The sequence below is a fragment of the Jingyaoa shaoxingensis genome (assembly GCF_014385005.1).
Taxonomy (GTDB): domain Bacteria; phylum Bacillota; class Clostridia; order Lachnospirales; family Lachnospiraceae; genus Marvinbryantia; species Marvinbryantia shaoxingensis.
Genome location: NZ_JACRSZ010000024.1, coordinates 1 through 19,853 on the forward strand (window position 1 = coordinate 1; position 19,853 = coordinate 19,853).

Consider the following 19,853-nt stretch of genomic DNA (forward strand, 5'->3'; position numbering starts at 1 on the left):
AATTTTGTTCCATTTATTTTAAATAATTTGGAAAAAAGTTGAATGAGTTGGAAATTTAGAACCGAAACAGCGTATTCAGACTGAAGAGACAAAAAATCGCTACAAAAATTTTGTAGCGACTTCTCGATTCTTCTTCTCCTGTTTCGATCTATTATATGTCGGTTACGGCATTCATAATTTCTTAATATGCCTCTATATTCATCACGCTTCCTCTTCTCCGTAATGTTTACTCAATGAGAATCCTCTTCCGCGCACTTCTGTAACTCTGCTAACAATCATAAAAGCCTCTGGATCAATATGTCTGATTAATTTCTCAACCTGTGGAAGCTCACGATTAGATACAATACTCAACACAATCTGCGTTTGTTCCTGCCGATATCCGCCTTCTCCGTACAACATCGTCACACCTCTGTCTACCTGTGCAAGAATCGCCTGACGTATTTCTTCCACCTGACTACTAATAACCTTCACTTCCGTCTTGGTATTTCCCATCATCAGTACCTTGTCCAACACTGTTGTATAAATCATAACCAACAACACACCGTATAAAACGCGCTCTGGAGGATTATATACAATCTGCAGAACCAGGATCAACATATCAAATACATTTAAACTAACTGATACTGGGATGCGAAAATACTTATTCAATACCAACGGCGGAATATCCATACCTCCTGTAGAAGCTCCCGTTCGAATCACAATCCCCAGACCAATCCCGATTCCAAGTCCGGCAAATATGGTATTCAGCATTGGATCAGTCGTAATCACCAGATCACCGAAAATATGATTGGCCGCTTCCAATGCGATTGGATAAGTAAAAGAACTGATAACTGTTGTCAGTGCAAATTTCGTGCCAAGAAGCGTCCATCCAACTATCAGCATCACAATATTAAACACTAAGACAAACCCAGAAATTGATGCTCCTGTAAAATGCTTCACTACCAGACCGATACCGGTTGTTCCTCCCGTCATCAGATTCCCCGGCAAAAGAAAAAGTCTGATTACAAAGGCATAGAAAACATTTCCCAAAATAACCGTTGCAACTGTACCTGCCTTCTTTAAATGTGCTTGATCCATAATAACCTCCAATTACTTATATGCTTTTAACTAACATTTCCCAATACAGAATATTATACTGAGAAACACTCCCTTTTTTCAATAACAGTTTTTATAAATAATCAGAGAGTACTTTAATTATGTTATGAACATAAATAAATACGATATTTGAATTTCTTTTCATTCATATGACTTGATGTTTTGCAAACATACGACGAGAAAAAAATGTACCAATTCCTAAAAAGATGAACGCCGCCGGAATTGCCCATATCGCATACAACATACCGTTGCTCATTTGTTCCACCGACAGAAGTGAAACTGCTAAAACATGATAGATGGGAAGAAGCCCTACTAACCGGAACAATGGATTTACTTCTGTAATCGGCAGCAAAACTGGAAAAAATACGATTGTCATCGTCGCAACAAAAGCCACGATTTGATTTTTACTGATTGCAGACAGGAACAATGTAATTCCTGTAACACTAAGGGTAGAAGTAAACGCCAACATGATTTGATATTTCAGCAGCGTACCGCAGGTAATATTAAAAGGGATAAACGCTTCAACATAGTCGCTGGAGGCAAATAGAATGCTGCAATCCAGTCCTTCCGTTCCATAAAAAGCACAGGCAAGAAGCAGATTAAAAACTGCTATCATCGTGGTAGTCAGAATTGCTATGAGAATACCTGCAGTCACCTTGGCAGTAGCGCATTTTGATTTGCCGTACTTGCTTGTTAATATGATATTGTCAACACCCTCATACTCACTAGAAAAAATCGGAACAAGCATAACGATAACTGCAAGAACAAGCGCGACAAAAACCCGTACCATGTTTCGGCTGGTGGAAAGCCAACCATCCACATAACCAATTTTAATTTTTTCATCACCGAATACATCAGAAACACTTAATCCGTTCCATTTTCCGTCTTTATCTGAAAATCGCGAAAAAACAGCGGATTGTGTAGCATTTTGATACAGATAAACCGCATTGAGACCATGCAGGTCGTGAGTTGGTGCAAAATCGTTCATCATTTGCTGTACTTTTTTGTCAGTCAATAGTCCCTCGTATTTCGTGGCAATGTTCTTATCAATTTCTACTGCCGCTTTCCCCGAACCTTCTGCATTCATACCGTCAGAAGCATATTTGTTTTGATAGGCAGAAAAGGAAATCAAGGCAGAAAACAAAAATATCCCAACCAGAGCAATCAAAGATAAACGCTTTGAAAATACTTTCCGTAGCTCAAAAAGAATTAGTTTTTTCATTTTTCACACCCTCCTTGAAGTAGAACAGGTACAAATCTTCCAATGTAGGTTGTACCCTTACCGAATTTTCCATAGGCGGACGTTCGCCAATAATCCGTAATATCGTCTGATTTCCATTGATATTTCGCAAATTGCTTGTATTATAGTCAGCCGCATATTTTTCTGCATAGGCAGTCGGAATCGTACATTCCCATACTTTATCATTGATTTCGGAAGTGATTTCCTGCGGATTACCAAAATGAATGATTTGTCCAGATTTCATCATAATGATTTCCTCCGCGATAAACTCTACATCGGAAACAATATGCGTAGACAGGATTACAATGCGTTCTTTAGAAAAGGCACTGATTAAATTGCGGAAACGGACGCGCTCTTTTGGGTCAAGTCCAGCCGTAGGCTCATCTAAAATCAAAATGCGAGGGTCATTGAGCATGGCTTGTGCAATTCCTAATCGCCGTTTCATTCCTCCCGAAAAAGTTTTAATTTTGTGCTTACCCTCTTTTGACAAGTCTACTGCCTCCAATAGTTCTTTTGACTTCTTACGCGCCGTCTTTTCGTCCAATCCTTTTAGGGCTGAAACGTAAAGCAGAAAGTCATACGCCGAAAAATCCGGGTAATATCCAAAGTGTTGTGGCAAGTATCCTAAGAGATTTCGATACTTCTCACCCAATGCAACAATGTTCCTGTCATTCAGCAGGATTTTGCCAGCAGTGGGCGTTTGGATATTGCAGAGAAGCCTCATAAACGTTGTTTTTCCCGCACCGTTCGCGCCCAGTAAACCATAAACACCATTTGTCAAAGTGATGTTCAAATCGTTCACAGCAGTTTTTGAACCAAATTTTTTTGTCAGCCCGATTATTTGTAATTTCATAAAAAATACTCCTTTCTTCATAGGGATAAAAATACTCTCCATGTGTTTTCATGGAGAGTATAAAGAGGAAATATCTACTTTTTATCTACGAAGTAGGAAATTTGAAAAATGCAGATACTTTTGCACCTTTTGAAGTGCTGTCGATTTTTAAATATCCTCTGTGCCGTTCGCATAGTAGTTTACAAATATAGAGCCCAAGTCCAAAATGTTCAGCACAATCCGATTCTTCCGTGAAATACGGATTTGTGACCTTGTATATGGTATTTTTATCAAAGCCCTTACCATTGTCCGACACGCAAAGCCAAAATCCATCATCCTGTATGGAAAAGGATAATGTAATGGAAGTTAGAGCATAGCGAACAGCATTTGATAACAGATTGTTGCATACTTGCGTAATAAATGACTTGTCGACACAAATTTCACAAGCACTCGTTTCATTTTGCAGATATAATGTTTTTTCATTTTGAGTACATATAATTTGTGCGCTTTCTTGCAAAGAGGATAAAAATGGCTGTAAGGAAATTGTTTCATATTCTGGCTGTGTATCCTCTAAACGCCTAAGAGTGCTCATGCTACTTACATAAGCCTCCATACGGGAAAGATGTTTCCCCATAGTGACGGCGATTTCGTTTGTCTGTTCATCTCTACTGCTTTGCAACATTTCATTGTAACCTTTCAACACGGTAAGAGGGGTACGCAAATCGTGAGCAAAAGCGGCGTTAAGTTGCTTCCTGTCCTCGACTTGTCGCCACATTTCCGAAAAATTATTTGCAAGCGTGGCACGCATAGTTTCAAATGAATTACATAGCTGACCTAATTCATCTTTACTATTATATTCAATTGAAAATCCCAAGTCATTATTTGAAATTTTTTCAGATGCCGAACGAAGTTCTATGAGCGGAATTCTCAATTTATTCTTATAGAACAGCAATACAGCGGTCAGGATACACAATGCGGAATAAACAGGTGTTGCAATTACTGGAAACATTTTTAATAAAGTAATTACCCGTTCATCTTTTTCAGAAAATGTAACAGGTTCATTCCCAATATAAGTTCCTTCGCCCAAACGCTCGCCTTGCTCATTTGTCAGGTAATATTTTTCGCCAGACGGTGGATAGGATTCTTGAATTGAAGCAACTGTACTTTCACATATATAATTAGTCGATATAGAAAGAATAAGCGCAAGTATTACAAAAATCACAATATAAAGTATAAGGCTTTTTCTAAGAGATAAATTCAGCTTTGGACGTTTTATTTTATCCACTTATACCCACACCCCCAAACTGTTTCGATATATACGTGGTCAGTGTATGTTGCTATTTTTGTTCTTATTCTACGAACATGTTCAGCTATGACACCACTATCTCCCTCACCGTCATATCCCCAAATCCGCTCATAAATTCGTTCTTTATCAAAGACCTGTCCGGGATTTTGAGAAAGCAGCTCTACAATATCAAATTCCTTTTTGGCAAGCCCTACACGCTTGCCTTCAAAGAACAGGCAACGCTCTGAATAGTCAATTGTCATATCATCAGCGAACTTAATCTGTGCTTTAAAATTATGCCGTGCTTCCCGACGCAAATGAGCGCATACTCGTGCTTCAAGTTCCACGAGAGAAAACGGCTTCACAATATAATCATCACCTCCAACGGCAAATCCCTTTACTTTGTCAGTATCTTCAATTCGTGCGGTCAGAAAAAGAATAGGACAAGATACATAATCCCGAATACGCTCACAAACTTTCAGTCCATCTAACTCAGGCATATTTATATCAAGTAAAATAATATCTGGCTTTTGTTCTACTTGTTTTAATGCTTCCGTTCCGTTTTTAGCAGACAAGACAAAGTAATTTTTGCTTTCAAAAAAACTCCGAAGCATTGATACAATATCTGCTTCATCATCAGCTATCAATATTTTGGTACTCATGCGGACACCCCCTTAATAAGAATTGTAATTCCTGATTATCAACTATTTATCTACATTTCTATTTTCTTTTTTCGCAAAAAGTATCCCGAATGCATTACTTATCATAATACATCCGGGATATATTGTCGATATTTCAACTAACTTAATATTTACTCCATGTTATACTCTGGAATATCCGTAACTGTTTACAATCGCATCCAGTTTTTCTTTTTTCGCACACATTGGGCATTCCGTAGCATGCCAGGTCTGGTACTGTGGAATATCTTCCGGCGTAAATAAAGAGTTAATTCTAATTCCGTCCACCTCATCCGTCGCGCTGAATAAGGCTACTGCCCCTTCCATAATACCGCCATAATAACGGATACATTCTACTGCACGTTTTACGGTAATACCGGTAGTTGCCGTTGCAACAACCAGAAGTACATGTTTATTTGCAATCATTGCCTGCATGTTGTCACGGAAAATAAGCTGACCGCCAGTATGAATCTCCGGTGATGCAATATACATGGTATTATGTGTATTTAAGGATCTGATTCCGTTCTGCGTCAGCTCGTCTGCCAGATATGCACCGATAATCTCACATCCATCCATACATACAATAGTATCTATATATGTATTGTTCTTATAATTCTCCGCAAGAATCTTTGCCGCATTCTCAGATTCACTTTTTCTTGATTTCAGAAATGTCATGTCTACGTAATAATTGATATGAGAATGTGTCGTAGCAAAATGGCCAGGTATTACACGTAATATTACGTTATTGTTTACTCTTGACGGTATTCTGATCACTCTTGATTCCATATGCCGACCTCCTAAAAATAGTTTATAGTCGAATTATACCACATTCTCATTATTATTCAATTATTTTTGTGTATTTTTTATAATTTATTCAAAAATAAAACAGGATTTTCGTCATAACACACACTTCTGTCCTTAATTTCATCTGGTACTTGTGCTAGTTTGCTATGAATACGAATCATAGATGCTTTCTGGTTATACTGCACTGTACGCTCAAAAGGCATGCGAATAACAGACGGATATGCCATTCCAACTCCCAGCTCCAGAACACACAGCTTTTTTCCTATGGTGGAAGCCAGCCAGTTCATATAATACTTCCACTGAGGAAGATAACCGGATTCATCATAATTCTCGTTCGTAATGACATTACCTCTACGCTCACTGCCACAAGGTGCCACTACAAAAAAACTGTTTACTCCTGCGTCATACACCAGATCATCTGTATTGACAGTTACCAGGAACCATGGCTTACCCTTCACCAATTCCATCAGCTTCTGATAGGCTTTCAGAATATCATCTCCGGAATTCTTTTTTTCCGTGAATTCATCTCCTACTCCAATCAGTACCATATCTGATTCCTGAATCATCGTTTCAATTTGCTTCATCTTCTCCTCCATGATCTGCCGCATCTAATTCAAACCAGAATACAACTCCTTCCTTTCGGTTGTATACGCCGTATTTCTGGTGGTGAGAATCCATGATTGCCTTCACAATCGACAGACCGATACCACTTCCCCCATACTCTCTGGTTCTCGCCTTATCTACCTTATAGAACTTGATCCATATTTTATCCAGTGAATCTTCCGGTATCAATTCTCCAGTATTGAAAACACTCACCCGTACCTTGTCATTCTGATGCAGAACAGTTACTTCTATCTGCTTCTCTCCGTCCACATGATTGATGGCATTACTGATATAGTTGGTTACGACTTCTTCCAGTTTAAATTCATCGCCCCATACATACAGTGGCTGCTTCTGTTCAAAACTGATCTGAGCCCCCTTCTGCTCTGCCAGTAATGTAGCAGACTGAATGACACCATTGATCAGCTCTGTCAGATCAAATCTTTGAATGTTTACCACATCATTACCAAATTCCAGCTGATTCAGACTAAGCAGTTTCTTTACCATGTTATTCATCTTCGCAGCTTCATCAATAATAACCTCACAATAAAATTCCCGGCTCTCCGCATCATCATTGATACAGTCCTGAAGCCCCTCCGCATATCCCTGAATCAATGCAATTGGCGTCTTCAGTTCATGGGATACATTGGACAGGAATTCCTTTCTCATCTCATCAATCTGAATCTTCTGCTCCAGATCTGTCTGTAATTCATTATTCGCTGTCTTCAATTCTGAAATGGTCTTCTCCAGCGTCTCAGACATATGGTTGAAGTTCTCCCCAAGCTGCCCGATCTCATTCTTTCCGCCACTGACATATTTCGCATCAAACTCCAGATTCGCCATACGTTTTGATAACACCGTCAGTTCACTGAGCGGCTCCGTAATCTTCTTTGACATCCACCAGATTAACGCTACTGCCACCAGAATTCCCAGAAGCAATGTATACGCTACAAACCGGTTGGATATCTTCACATTATCCCTGATCGACTGGATCGGTATCCGCATCAGAAAATAGCATCCCGACGACAACTGTCCCCAGTCTTCCAGATATTCAATATCTTCAAAGCTGTCTTCACACCTCTGAATGGTGTAATTATCTGTAGAAACCAGCACTTGCTGATAATCATTCTCCACACGAAATCCAAACAGGTATCCTTCCACCCTGCCACGCATAATCCGATTATCCCTGGACTGATACACAGATTGGAATGACCCATCCGCCTGTGGAGACAAAATAGTAATCTCTACATTATTGGCTCCACTGATCTCCTGAAATTCATCGTCAAACTCTGTACTCTTAAAATCTGACGCATCAGAGACTTCATCCAGCTTCTCGTAAATATCAATTAATGCATGTTCCTTCTGGTAAATATAATACTTCTCCAGGAAGAAATTATTGATCAAGAAATTTGTTCCAAGAATCAATGCCATCAATGCAATGAATGACACCGCCAGCTGTGTTTTTATTGAATGCTTCATTATGACACCTCAAACTTATAGCCCATTCCCCAGATCGTCTTGATATAATCTCCCTGCTTACCAAGTTTGCTTCTCAGTTTCTTCACATGGGTGTCTATTGTTCTTGCATCTCCAAAGTAATCATAATTCCATACACTGTTCAAGATCTTCTCTCTGGAAAGAGCCAGCCCCTGATTGTCCATAAAGTAATTCAGTAATTCAAATTCCTTGAAACTCAATTCCACTGGTTTGCCTGCTACTGTCACTTCATGTGCTGACTTATTCAGTGTAATCTCACCCGCTGTAATAATACTGTCGTCATTCAGCAGATTACTTCTTCTTAAAATAGCCTCAACACGGGCAACCAGAATCTTCGGGCTGAATGGTTTGGAAATATATTCATCTACTCCAAGATCAAATCCAAGAAGTTCATCTCTTTCATCTGACTTTGCCGTCAACATGATAATCGGTACATCAGACATTTCACGAATCTCGCGACATACCTGCCAGCCATCCATCTTTGGCATCATTACATCCAGAATAATCAGTGAAATATCCTTGGTACTGAAGAAAATATCCACTGCCTGGGCACCATCTTCTGCCTCTAATACAATAAAATCCTTCTTCACCAGAAAGTCTCTAACCAGCTTTCTCATTCTGCTCTCATCATCTACTACAAGTACTTTCAGTTTTTCCATAAATCCTCCCAGTTTCCGTATTATGATTCTGATATTTGTTTTTGACAGGCTGTTTTTCCGTTCCGGCCATCCTGTCTTTACTATACCGGAAAACTATGTTCGTTTTGTGAAAATAGGTTCCTATCTTTTTAATTTTCTTTCTGGTTAATCAGGTATTTTGCATATTCCTGAATCACCAGATAGGTTCCCACATCATAATGTACACCATCCGATGTTCCATATCCATTTTGTTGAAGGTAGGAATACACATCCAGATACGCTTTCGGGAATGCCTGCTGCAATACACTGTTAAAAGACGCAACCATATCGCTGTTAATAAAATAGCCGCAGGATGATGCCATTCCATCATTTACCGGATTCACAGACATGCACCAGAATCTGGTATTCGGATAGCTTTCCATTAGATACTGATACTCTGCAATGTAACTGCCAATATTTGCCACATCGTTAATGCCAAAACAGAAAATCACATCTGCATCCGGCCAGACATTCATCTGATCCAGCATCTGATATACTCCTTCGGACACAAACCAGTCATATCCGATGCTCTCTTTTCCCACATAACAGTAGCCGCCTGCCATCGACATACCTACCACTCTGGAATCCCCCACAAAAATCATCTGGGTTACTTCACGATGCTGTTCCTCTTCTGCTTCTTTCCAGTCTTCGTGGATCTCATCTATGGTATGTCGGAAAATATTCAGTCCAAGATATGGATTATTCTGTCTCTCTACAATATCCAGAAATCGTTCAATATCAAACGGTATCTGTTCCTTTTCCTCCTGTGCATGTGCATTAATTGGCAGGATCAGGAAATAGATCAGCATATAGCAAATTCCTGTCTGCAGCATTCTTTTTTTCATGCAATCTCCTTTACATAGCATCCAATGCCTGAAGGATATTGGCTCCAGATGCAGAATCATGATAATATACCACAGATACATACAATCCATTATAAATGCCATTCGGACAATTGATCTCTCCATCTTCTTTTGCCAGATTCAGAATTTTCCCATTGTTACAGGAAACGGTAATTGTACTCATTCCACTGGACATAATTGTACCATATACCTGTTTTACTGAACTGGTATCTGCCGGATTGGAAGAACTTCCACTGTTCTGATCATCTTCTTCAAAGGAAACATCACTATAGTCCAATGGATCTGTCCAGGAAAGCAGATCCCCGTATACATAGCCGGTATATCCTTTATAACTGATTCGAATCCAGTTATTTGGTGTATATCCAGTGACCGTGACATCATCCCCGTATCCCAGTGTACCAAGTACATCTGCGTCCGTAGAATAATAAGAGCGAACATTTGCCTGTACATTGGTCACATACATGGTGCCACCCATAGCTGTTACCGGTGCATTCCAGCTCAAATAATCACTGGATACATAGCCAGTGTGTCCGTTGTAGGTAATACGGATCCAGTTATTGTTCGTATATCCACTGACACTGACCGTATTTCCGGTACTTAATGATCCCAGGATTGCCCCGTCTGTACCTGCTGTATTTCTTACATACACTTCTGTCGTTGCATACATGGTACCAGACATACTTTTTACAATCACAGGCTTTTTCTCACTGACAAAATCCGCTGATACGTATGCTGTAGTTCCCTGGTAATCAATCTGGATCCATCCGTCGCTTGTATATCCTGTCTGTGTGATTGTGCCACCTGCCGCAATACCACCAAGCACTGCCGCTGATACATTATTCTGTGCACGCACATTCAAATCTGCCGTTGCATAAACGGTGGCATTTTTTTCTGTAATCTGAACCACAGGCTTATTTGCCTTAGATTCTTTATAAGAAGACAGATCTGGAAGTGCCACAATAACTGCCTTTCCAGGATCGGCAAAGGTACTGACAGAATTCGTTGTGCAGGTCTGCGGTTCTTCCCCGGAGCGTACCGTATAAACTGTCTGAATACGCCGCTTGGTAATTTGCCCCTGGCTGTCTGTATTTATATATCCCTGAAGTGTCATCAGGCTGGTCTGATGCTCATCTTGCACACCTTCCAGAATATTATCTGTAAATTCTCCCAGTGATTTTTCTGTTGCTGTAAACAGATAACTGTCGTTGTTATAATCCAGAGAATCCAGATATTCAGAATTCAGATTCAGGTACACATACTGATTCATAATCTGAAGCATCTCTTCCGGCTTCATTGCATATTTGATGTTCTTGCCAGAATCATTATCATAAAAATATCCATCTGTATAATACTGTTCCTTCGTTCCGTCGTCTGTTTCGATGGAGATCGCCGCTTTCAGGTTCTTCAGATCCTGTAGTCCACTCACCTGCAAATGAATGGTTTTACCTGCATTTTCCTTAATATCCGGCACAATAGTTGTCTCATTAACTGTAACATCCAGACTATCCTGATTATCCTGCAGATCCACTGCTGAATCATAGGAACGGGTCACTTCTGAATCCGGCACTGCTGCCGCTGCGGTACTGCCAAGTACTACTGATACCAGTAATGCCTGTAATATCATATTTCGTTTCTTCATAAACCTTCCCCCTTTATCAGACATCTAATGTCTTAATATATTTTTTATTTTACAATCCCAATGTTTTCCTTCTTGTACAAACAGTATATCATCTTGTCTGCTATTTTTCCATAAAGTTTTGTCTGTTATATTCCTTATTTTAAATGCAAAAAAACCGCTAAAACACTGGATTTTAGCAGTTTTTCATAAGTGGAGCTGAGGGGAATCGAACCCCTGTCCGAAAGCCTATTCATCGTGGTATCTCCCATCACAGTCACTGTTTTGACATTCCCTCCATGGCACGCCCAGAGACAGGCTGGTCACTTCAGTAGCTTCATAAATTCTTTTATCTGTTCAAAGCTTTACAGACAAAGTGCCCCGCAAGTTTGATGCCGGGATCCTAAGCAGCGGGTTGCTCAGGGCCGACAGCAGCCATTAGGCTGCGTACGCTAAATTTTCGTCTGCGTTTATATTTAATTCCGGTTTACTGTGTGGTCCCGGCCCACAGATGGCTGCCTCGATTGCAAAACCCCCGTCGAAACCAGTACAACCCCTTAAAGTTGTTCAGGTGTTTGCAGATGTTAGCTTATTTATTTTAACTCATGGTGTTATCTGCGTCAAGAAAATTTTACTCATACTTTTCAGCATGGTTCTTCTTTTTTCGATATCAAAATGAATCAAAAATTTGTTTTTTTGATAAATTCCGGCAGTTTCTGCATAATCGTCAAGTTTTTAAGCATAATCCTCAATTTACTTTTCTGAAATATGCGGTATAATAATTACATCACACGGAAGTGTGATAATCTAAGTTCCTGTGGTAACTACTTCCTTTTCTCGGTAGTTACCACATTTTAATGTTAATAAAGATTCTTTACTTTAAACTCTTTTTCCGCTTCTCGTCTCTGATCTTTCTTCGCAATATCCTGTCTCTTGTCATAGAGCTTCTTACCACGTGCCAGACCAATCTCTACTTTTACCAAGCTTCCTTTAAAATAGACCTTTAACGGAACCAGTGTCATACCTTTTTCCTTGATCTTACCCATCAGTTTATTAATCTCATATCTGTGCATAAGCAGTTTTCGCGGCCGCAAAGGATCTTTGTTAAAAATATTTCCCTTTTCATAAGGACTGATGTGCATACCGTATATGATCACTTCCCCATTCTCTATCCGCACAAAAGCTTCTTTGATACTGCATTTTCCCATGCGAAGAGACTTTACCTCGGTACCTGCCAGGGAAATCCCTGTCTCATAAGTATCATCTACAAAAAAATCATGGTATGCTTTTTTATTATTTGCAATGAGTTTGACTGTCTGTGCTCCCATATCCTACTCTCCTATACAAAAATCTATGGTACGCATTTCTTTATCTGCATCCAGTACACGTACCCTCACACGCTGTCCCATTCGGTATACTTTTCCGGTATCCACTCCATACATCTCATAAGTCTCTTCGTTGTAATAATACCGGTCATCATAGAGATTGCTGACATGCACCATACCTTCTACCGTATTCGGTAATTCCACATAGAACCCATAGCTGTTCATACCGGAAATCACACCTTCAAAGGTCTCTCCGATATGCCGTTCCATGTATTCTACCTTCTTCATTTTATCTACTTCCCGCTCTGCATCATCTGCACGGCGTTCTGTCTTACTGGTCTGCTCTGCCACGCCTGGAAGAATCTCTTCATAATGTGCAATTCGTTCTCCATTCAGACGTCCGCGTAAGTTTTCCTTAATGATACGGTGAATCTGAAGATCCGGATAGCGACGGATCGGGGACGTAAAGTGGCAGTAATATTTTGCTGCCAGTCCAAAATGCCCTGTACAGTCCACGGTATAACGTGCCTGCTTCATAGAACGTAAAGTCAATCGGCTAATCAGGGATTCTTCCGGCGAATCTTCTATCCTGGCCAGAAGTTTTTGCAGTTCCTTCGGATGTACTTCTTCCCGGATTCCCTTCATACCATAACCGAAATTGGCAATAAATGCCGCCAGCTGCTGGATCCGTTCCGGATCCGGTGACTCATGTGTACGATACAAGAACGGCAGTTCCTGCCAGTAATAATCCTGTGCTACTGTCTCATTGGCAAGCAGCATGAAATCTTCAATAATCTTCGTTGCAACATTCCGGTCATAAGGCTTAATCTCTACCGGCTCTCCTTTTTCATTTAACAGAATCTTGCTCTCTGCAAAATTAAAATCGATAGAACCTCTCTTCTTACGGTTGGCACGAAGTATCGCTGCCAGTTTCTCCATTTCCCGGAACATCGGCACCAGTTCTTCATACTTCTTCATCTCTGCCTCGTCCTGTTCTTCCAGGATCTTTGCCACACTGGTGTATGTCATTCTGCGGTTGACACAGATCACGCTTTCCACAATTCGGTGCGATACCACCTCTCCACGTACATCTACATCCATAAGACAGCTCAGTGCCAGACGATCTACCCCCTGATTCAGAGAGCACATGCCGTTAGATAAAGTATGTGGCAGCATCGGGATCACACGGTCTACCAGATAGACACTGGTTCCTCTTTTCAATGCTTCACGATCCAGTGCACTGTTTTCCTGTACATAATTGGTTACATCAGCAATATGGACTCCAAGATGCCAGAACTTCTGCTGCTCATCCCAGGTAACAGATACTCCGTCATCCAGGTCCTTGGCATCCTCCCCGTCGATGGTCACAATTGTAAGATCTCGCAGATCTTCCCGTCCCTGGCGGTCCGCCCCGCTTACTTCTTTCGCTACTCTCTCAGCCTGATTCAGCACACGCTCCGGGAATTCCATCGGAAGCTCATGTCCATACACTACAGACAAAATATCCGTTCCGGGATCATTGATATGGCCAATGATCTTGATTACTTTTCCTTCCGGCTTTTTCGTATTGCTGCCATAGCTGGTCAACTCTACCAGCACTTTATGTCCGTTCACTGCACCTTTTGAGCGCTCAATTGGAATAAAGATATCCCTGGAGAACTTCTGGTTGTCCGGACGTACAAAGCCAAAATTCTTACTCTTCTCAAAGGTACCTACAATCTCCTTCAGTTCATGAGATATAATACGAGTCACGATACCTTCCTGTCTTTTTCCGTTTTTTCCCGGAAGGATCTCTACTTCTACTGTATCATGATGAATGGCTCCATTCACATGCTCTTCCGGAATGAAGATATCTTCTTCCCGTCCTTCAATCTCTACGAATCCAAATCCTCTGGCATTACCGATAAAAAGTCCGGTAGAGATCGCCCTCTCCGCTTTCTTGTACTTGCCACGTTTGGTTAATTCAATTTTTCCATCTCTCTGCAGATCCTCCAGAATAGCTTCCAGTTCCGGTCGGTCTTCTTTTACCACTTGCATGACAATGGCAATCTCCTTGATCTTCATCGGCACATAATGTGGATCACACATCAGAGAATATACAATTTCTTTTCTTTTTTCAAATTTATTATCCATATATCTCCTTATAAGGAAAAAACACTCTTGTGTCCTACAAGAGTGTCTTACCATTAAAAGTTCAAATTCAAAACAATCGCTAAAACAATAAATCCTACTGCCAATGCCTTTGTGATCTTCACCAGTGCACCTTCCATAGAACGACCTTTATTCTTGCCCCAATATGTCTCGGATAAACCACCGATCGTTCCCAATCCTGCAGATTTACCTTCCTGCATCAATACAATCACTGATAAAGCGATACAGTCAATAATAAAAATTATGGTAAGAATGATTCTAAGAATTCCCACTTCTCCACCTCCTATGTCAAACAAAATTAGTGTATCATAGCTGTCCTGTTTTTTCAACTTCTTTTTTATAAATGTTCCTGAATTCTCATAATTCTGGTGTATTTTACCGTATTTTCTCCCCGTACAGGCGGACGCAGTTCTACAAAGTCCACACCGGCCGCAACTGCCAGATCTACCAGAAAGGCATCAGTCGTATGGTCGGTATCTCTTAAACCGATCTGTCCTTTTCCGTCTTTTTTCCAGCTTCGTATTTCATTCAGGCATCTTGTCACTGTGACAAACTGACTGGATTCAATGATTTTTTCTGTGTCCTGTTCCCGCATCCCACAGATGACACTGGTCTGACTATACTGTACCCTCCATTTTTGTATCAATATCTGGCAGCGTGGTTCTGGTTCTTTCTCCTGTGGCAGACAAATCCGAACCGCCGGACACCCCTGCACCTGTATACCGCCCAGATATTGATAAAGAGGAATTCCCAGACTCCCAGACGCTGTTCTTGCCACAGCACAGGATACCGCTCTTGCTGCACCTGTTCTGACTCTGCCCGCTTCCATTCCGCCTGCCATCCTTTCCAAAAGCTGATCCAGATGATTCTGCGCCAGGAGATTCTCTCCGATCAACATATCTGCAATTGTTGTATTCACTAACAGAATGATCTCTTCAGTCATTTCCTCCATATGTGCTTCAGACACTTCCAGTGATACAGAAACACTGCCAACTTCGCCATCTTCACTTAAGACTTCTACCTCTATGGCAGGCATTCCTCTGCCATCCAGTATCCTTCTCCCCAGTACATCTGTAATCTGTCTATACTTAAACATAAAGCACAATACCTCCTTTGGAAGTATTGTGCCCTGTTTCCACACAGCTTATCCCTGATATCCCATATCAAAAAGTAAACGTGTATTTTCATCCAGCTTATCTTTTACTCTGCAGGAAAGAAGCATATCTCTCAGCTTCTCTCCATATTCAAAGGTGCTCCACACATCCGAAGCTTTTACGAGCTCCTTTACTTTATCACGAAACTCTAAAAAGTCTTCCATAGGTCTGAGTTCTCGAAAAACAGTATCGTCCGTTCCCATTTTTCGAAGTCCCAGTCCCGCTGCATAACTGTATTCCAACGCAGAGATCAATGGGGCATCCCATCTGGATTTCATCTTTAAAAGTACCGCATCTCTTGATAATTCTATGTTCATTATTTACGTACAAGGAGAGATTTGCCTGTCATCTCTTTTGGCTGTTCCATACCCATCAGTTCAATCAGAGTCGGAATGATGTCTGCCAGGCATCCACCCTCACGCAGCGTATAAGCAGGATCTGCATTTACCAGAATGAATGGTACCGGATTCGTGGTATGTGCTGTAAATGGTGCACCTGTCTCATAATCTACCAGCTGTTCTGCATTACCGTGGTCTGCACAGATAAACATCTGTCCGTCTACTTCCTTTAATGCTTCTACTGCTTTTCCTACGCACTGGTCTACTGCTTCTACTGCCTTGATGGCAGCTTCCTGTACACCGGTGTGTCCTACCATATCCGGATTTGCAAAGTTAATGATGATTACATCATACTTGTCAGAACGAATAGCTCCACATAATTTATCGCATACTTCATATGCGCTCATCTCCGGCTGCAGGTCGTAGGTAGCAACCTTTGGAGATTTTACCAAAATGCGGTCTTCTCCTTCATTTGGTTCTTCTACACCACCATTGAAGAAGAACGTAACATGTGCATACTTTTCTGTCTCTGCAATTCTTGCCTGAGTCATATGATGTGCTGCCAGATATTCTCCAAATGTATTAGTGATCTCTACCTTATGGAAAGCCACCAGCTTGTTCGGAATAGTTGCATCGTATTCGGTAAAGCATACGTAAGTCACATCCAGTCTCTTTCCTCTGTTGAATCCATCAAAATCATCACAGCAGAAAGTTCTGGTAATCTCTCTTGCACGGTCAGGACGGAAGTTGAAGAAAATAATGGAATCCTTATCCTGAATTCTTCCGTATGGCTTGCCATCCTTTTCCAGGTATGCAGGGATAACAAACTCATCTGTCTTCTCATTGTCATAAGACTCCTGGATTGCCTTTACGATATTGTCTGTAGCCACGCCTTCGCCCTTTACCAGCGCTTTATAAGCCAGTTCTACACGATCCCAGCGGTTATCCCGGTCCATAGCATAGTAACGTCCCATGACAGAAACCACTTCACCTACACCGATCTCTTTCATCTTAGCTTCCAGCTCTTCCACATAACCCTTTCCTGATGCAGGAGGTGTATCACGTCCATCCAGGAAACAGTGTACGTATACTTTTTCTACGCCTTCTCTCTTAGCCAGTTCCAATAATCCGTAAATATGTGTATTGTGGCTGTGTACACCACCATCAGATACCAAACCATACAGATGCAGCGCTGAATTGTTCTCTTTTGCATTCTTGCATGCTGCCAGAAGCGCTTCATTCTTGAAGAAATCTCCATCTGCGATCTCCTTGGTAATTCTGGTAAGTTCCTGATATACAATACGTCCGGCACCCATATTCAGATGTCCTACCTCAGAGTTACCCATCTGACCTTCCGGAAGGCCTACTGCCATTCCACTTGCCTGTCCTTCTACAAATGGATAATCTGCCATTAATTCATCCATTACCGGTGTATCTGCCAGTGCAACAGCATTGCCGTCTTTTCTTTTATTTAATCCATAACCATCCAGGATCATTAATACGGTTGGTTTCTTGCTCATAATCATTCTCCTTTATGTTCACATTCCAATACGTTTCCAAATGTATATTTTACAGGATTCTTCTCTTAATTGTCAATTAGTATACTCGAATTATTGCAGATATCTGCTTAATCATAGACATCGTCTTCAGAATCTTCACAGAATCATCAAAATTCTTTTCCTTGACTTCTTCTGTGATAACCACAATCTCTGCCAGATCATCATTCTTTCGTTTCTGGATGAACTGTTCAATGCTGACTCCGTTATTGCCAAATACGCTGGTAACCGCTGCCAGCACTCCCGGTCTGTCTTCAACTTTTATTCTCATAAAATATTTGCTGACAATATTTTCTCTGTTTTTCATAGGAATCTGCTTGTAACAGGTACAGCCAATTCTTCCAGTACATCCAAAGTGCATATTCTTAATTACGTCAAAAATATCTCCTACTACTGCACTGGCTGTCGGCAGTTCTCCGGCACCTCGTCCATAGAACATGGTATCTCCTACTGCATCGCCCTTTACAAATACTGCATTAAAAGAATCATTCACAGAAGCCAGCGGATGTCTGCTGTCAATCAGCATCGGATAAACACCTACCTCAATGCCCTCTTCTGTATTGCGAGCTCTTCCCAGAAGTTTGATCCGGCATCCCACTTCTTTTGCATAGCGGATATCACGGGCTGTAATTTTGGTAATACCTTCTGTATAGACATCTTTGAATGTAACTCTGGAATGAAAACCGATAGAAGCCAAAATTGCCATTTTTCTTCCTGCATCCAGCCCTTCTACATCAGAAGTAGGATCTGCCTCGGCATAGCCCAGATCGGTTGCCAGCTGAAGTGCTTCCTTGAACTCCATCCCTTCTTCAGTCATTTTGGTTAAAATAAAGTTGGTCGTTCCATTTACGATACCAACAATCTCTTCAATGTAATTGCCCTGTAATGCCTGTTTCAGCGGCTGGATAATTGGAATACCGCCGGCTACTGCTGCTTCAAATAAGAAATCCTTATTGGCATCTTTTGCCGCATCCATTAAAGCATGCCCATCTGCCGCGATCAGATCCTTGTTGGCAGTCACCACATTCTTTCCTGCATGAAGCGCATCCAGAATATAAGTGCGAGCCGGTTCCATGCCACCCATAACTTCCACGATAATGTCAATGGTATCATCGGAAATAATATCTTCCCACTTATTCGTCAAAATAGATGGATCATCCACTCTGGAAGCCGCACGTTCCAGATTTCTCACCAGCACACGGCTGACTTCTACTTCGACTCCCAGCTTTGGCAGCATCTCCGGCTGCTGCTTCTTTAATACCTTATATACACCTGTTCCTACGGTGCCCAGGCCAAGTATTGCAATCTGTATCTTATTATCTTTCATGATTCCTCCTGTAAAATCCATTCGGTTAGTCTGGTATTCAGCTTAAAACAGAATCCGGAGCCTGTCAATAGCAGACTCCGGATTTCTTTTCGCATTTTAATTCACGCTTTTCTTCTTTGCTTTTCCAAGATATGCCGCCTTGATCTCCTCATTTGCTGCCAGTTCTTTTCCAGGGCCGGACATAGTGATACGTCCAGTCTCCATAACATAACCCAGATGGGCTGCATTTAACGCCATATTGGCATTCTGCTCTACCAGTAAGATCGTCACACCCTGTTTGTTAATCTCTCTGATAATATCAAACACTCCCTGCACAATGATCGGAGCCAGACCAAGAGATGGTTCATCCATCATAATCAGTTTTGGCTTACACATCAGTGCACGGGCAATGGCCAGCATCTGCTGCTCTCCACCTGATAAAGTACCTGCTGCCTGCCAGCTTCTTTCCTTTAATCTCGGGAACAGATCGTAAACCCAGTTCAGATCTTCCTCGATACTGTCCTTTCGCATATAGGCACCCATCTTCAAATTCTCCAGTACAGACAGGTTGACAAAAACACGTCTTCCTTCCGGAACAAGGGTAATTCCTTTGGTTACAATCGTTTCCGTTCCCATTCCCACCAGATCCATGTCCTGAAACTTGATGCTTCCGGCTTTCGGCTTTTCCAGACCCACAATAGAACGCAAGGTAGAGCTTTTTCCTGCTCCATTCGCTCCAATCAGCGTTACAATCTGTCCCTCAGGTACATCAAAACTGATTCCGCGTACTGCTTCAATTCCGCCATATGCTACTTTCAGATCTTTTACTTCTAATATA

The 19,853-nt window shown here is 41.3% G+C and carries 19 protein-coding genes and 1 other RNA gene; all 20 read right to left on the minus strand.

All coding sequences use genetic code 11. The features are described 5' to 3' along the window. Positions 1-201: 201 nt before the first annotated feature. The 20 genes from H8716_RS15855 to H8716_RS15950 all read right to left on the minus strand — a co-directional run bounded on the left by H8716_RS15855 (position 202) and on the right by H8716_RS15950 (position 19,852). Positions 202-1,077 carry a YitT family protein gene (locus tag H8716_RS15855; protein WP_249309964.1) on the minus strand — a complete coding sequence of 292 codons (876 nt, stop codon included), beginning with the start codon at positions 1,075-1,077 and terminating at the stop codon, positions 202-204. 163 nt (positions 1,078-1,240) lie between these two features. Continuing rightward, positions 1,241-2,317: an ABC transporter permease gene (locus H8716_RS15860; protein WP_249309965.1), complete on the minus strand. Its 1,077-nt coding sequence runs from the start codon at positions 2,315-2,317 to the stop codon at positions 1,241-1,243. Next, on the minus strand, positions 2,295-3,188 hold the full coding sequence (locus H8716_RS15865) for an ABC transporter ATP-binding protein (RefSeq protein ID WP_249309997.1): 894 nt from the start codon (positions 3,186-3,188) through the stop codon (positions 2,295-2,297). Before H8716_RS15865 ends, H8716_RS15860 begins: the two co-directional genes overlap by 23 nt. A gap of 85 nt (positions 3,189-3,273) precedes the next feature. Further along, on the minus strand, positions 3,274-4,452 hold the full coding sequence (locus H8716_RS15870) for a sensor histidine kinase (protein ID WP_249309966.1): 1,179 nt from the start codon (positions 4,450-4,452) through the stop codon (positions 3,274-3,276). After that, entirely contained in the window at positions 4,440-5,114 is a 675-nt protein-coding gene (locus H8716_RS15875; RefSeq protein ID WP_249309967.1) for a response regulator transcription factor, read from the minus strand. The genes H8716_RS15870 and H8716_RS15875 overlap by 13 nt, the downstream gene beginning before the upstream one ends. Positions 5,115-5,273: 159 nt before the next feature. After that, a complete protein-coding gene (locus H8716_RS15880; protein ID WP_249309968.1) occupies positions 5,274-5,915 on the minus strand; it encodes a type I phosphoribosyltransferase in 642 nt (213 codons plus the stop codon). Between the two features lie 77 nt (positions 5,916-5,992). Beyond that, complete coding sequence (locus H8716_RS15885) at positions 5,993-6,517, minus strand: hypothetical protein (protein WP_249309969.1); 525 nt, start codon at positions 6,515-6,517, stop codon at positions 5,993-5,995. Further along, complete coding sequence (locus H8716_RS15890; RefSeq protein ID WP_249309970.1) at positions 6,504-8,012, minus strand: sensor histidine kinase; 1,509 nt, start codon at positions 8,010-8,012, stop codon at positions 6,504-6,506. Before H8716_RS15890 ends, H8716_RS15885 begins: the two co-directional genes overlap by 14 nt. Further along, positions 8,012-8,689: a response regulator transcription factor gene (locus H8716_RS15895; protein WP_249309971.1), complete on the minus strand. Its 678-nt coding sequence runs from the start codon at positions 8,687-8,689 to the stop codon at positions 8,012-8,014. Before H8716_RS15895 ends, H8716_RS15890 begins: the two co-directional genes overlap by 1 nt. Positions 8,690-8,817: 128 nt before the next feature. Beyond that, a complete protein-coding gene (locus tag H8716_RS15900; protein ID WP_249309972.1) occupies positions 8,818-9,552 on the minus strand; it encodes an SGNH/GDSL hydrolase family protein in 735 nt (244 codons plus the stop codon). 10 nt (positions 9,553-9,562) lie between these two features. Beyond that, positions 9,563-11,209, minus strand: a complete 1,647-nt coding sequence (locus tag H8716_RS15905; protein WP_249309973.1) for an SH3 domain-containing protein — start codon at positions 11,207-11,209, stop codon at positions 9,563-9,565. Positions 11,210-11,396: 187 nt separating this feature from the next. Continuing rightward, positions 11,397-11,742: a transfer-messenger RNA gene (gene ssrA, locus H8716_RS15910) on the minus strand. 303 nt (positions 11,743-12,045) lie between these two features. Further along, the gene (gene smpB / locus H8716_RS15915) at positions 12,046-12,513 is read right to left on the minus strand and encodes an SsrA-binding protein SmpB (RefSeq protein ID WP_249309974.1); all 468 of its coding nucleotides are present in this window, start codon (positions 12,511-12,513) and stop codon (positions 12,046-12,048) included. A gap of 3 nt (positions 12,514-12,516) precedes the next feature. Next, positions 12,517-14,643: a ribonuclease R gene (gene rnr / locus H8716_RS15920; protein ID WP_249309975.1), complete on the minus strand. Its 2,127-nt coding sequence runs from the start codon at positions 14,641-14,643 to the stop codon at positions 12,517-12,519. Positions 14,644-14,696: 53 nt separating this feature from the next. Next, positions 14,697-14,933, minus strand: a complete 237-nt coding sequence (gene secG / locus H8716_RS15925; RefSeq protein ID WP_249309976.1) for a preprotein translocase subunit SecG — start codon at positions 14,931-14,933, stop codon at positions 14,697-14,699. Between the two features lie 65 nt (positions 14,934-14,998). Then, the gene (locus tag H8716_RS15930; RefSeq protein ID WP_249309977.1) at positions 14,999-15,757 is read right to left on the minus strand and encodes a hypothetical protein; all 759 of its coding nucleotides are present in this window, start codon (positions 15,755-15,757) and stop codon (positions 14,999-15,001) included. Between the two features lie 48 nt (positions 15,758-15,805). Further along, the gene (locus H8716_RS15935; protein ID WP_249309978.1) at positions 15,806-16,132 is read right to left on the minus strand and encodes a DUF3837 family protein; all 327 of its coding nucleotides are present in this window, start codon (positions 16,130-16,132) and stop codon (positions 15,806-15,808) included. After that, on the minus strand, positions 16,132-17,673 hold the full coding sequence (gene gpmI, locus H8716_RS15940; RefSeq protein WP_249309979.1) for a 2,3-bisphosphoglycerate-independent phosphoglycerate mutase: 1,542 nt from the start codon (positions 17,671-17,673) through the stop codon (positions 16,132-16,134). The genes H8716_RS15935 and gpmI overlap by 1 nt, the downstream gene beginning before the upstream one ends. A gap of 76 nt (positions 17,674-17,749) precedes the next feature. Then, complete coding sequence (locus H8716_RS15945; protein ID WP_249309980.1) at positions 17,750-19,036, minus strand: homoserine dehydrogenase; 1,287 nt, start codon at positions 19,034-19,036, stop codon at positions 17,750-17,752. Positions 19,037-19,132: 96 nt separating this feature from the next. Continuing rightward, complete coding sequence (locus H8716_RS15950; RefSeq protein WP_249309998.1) at positions 19,133-19,852, minus strand: ABC transporter ATP-binding protein; 720 nt, start codon at positions 19,850-19,852, stop codon at positions 19,133-19,135. Position 19,853 lies beyond the last annotated feature (1 nt).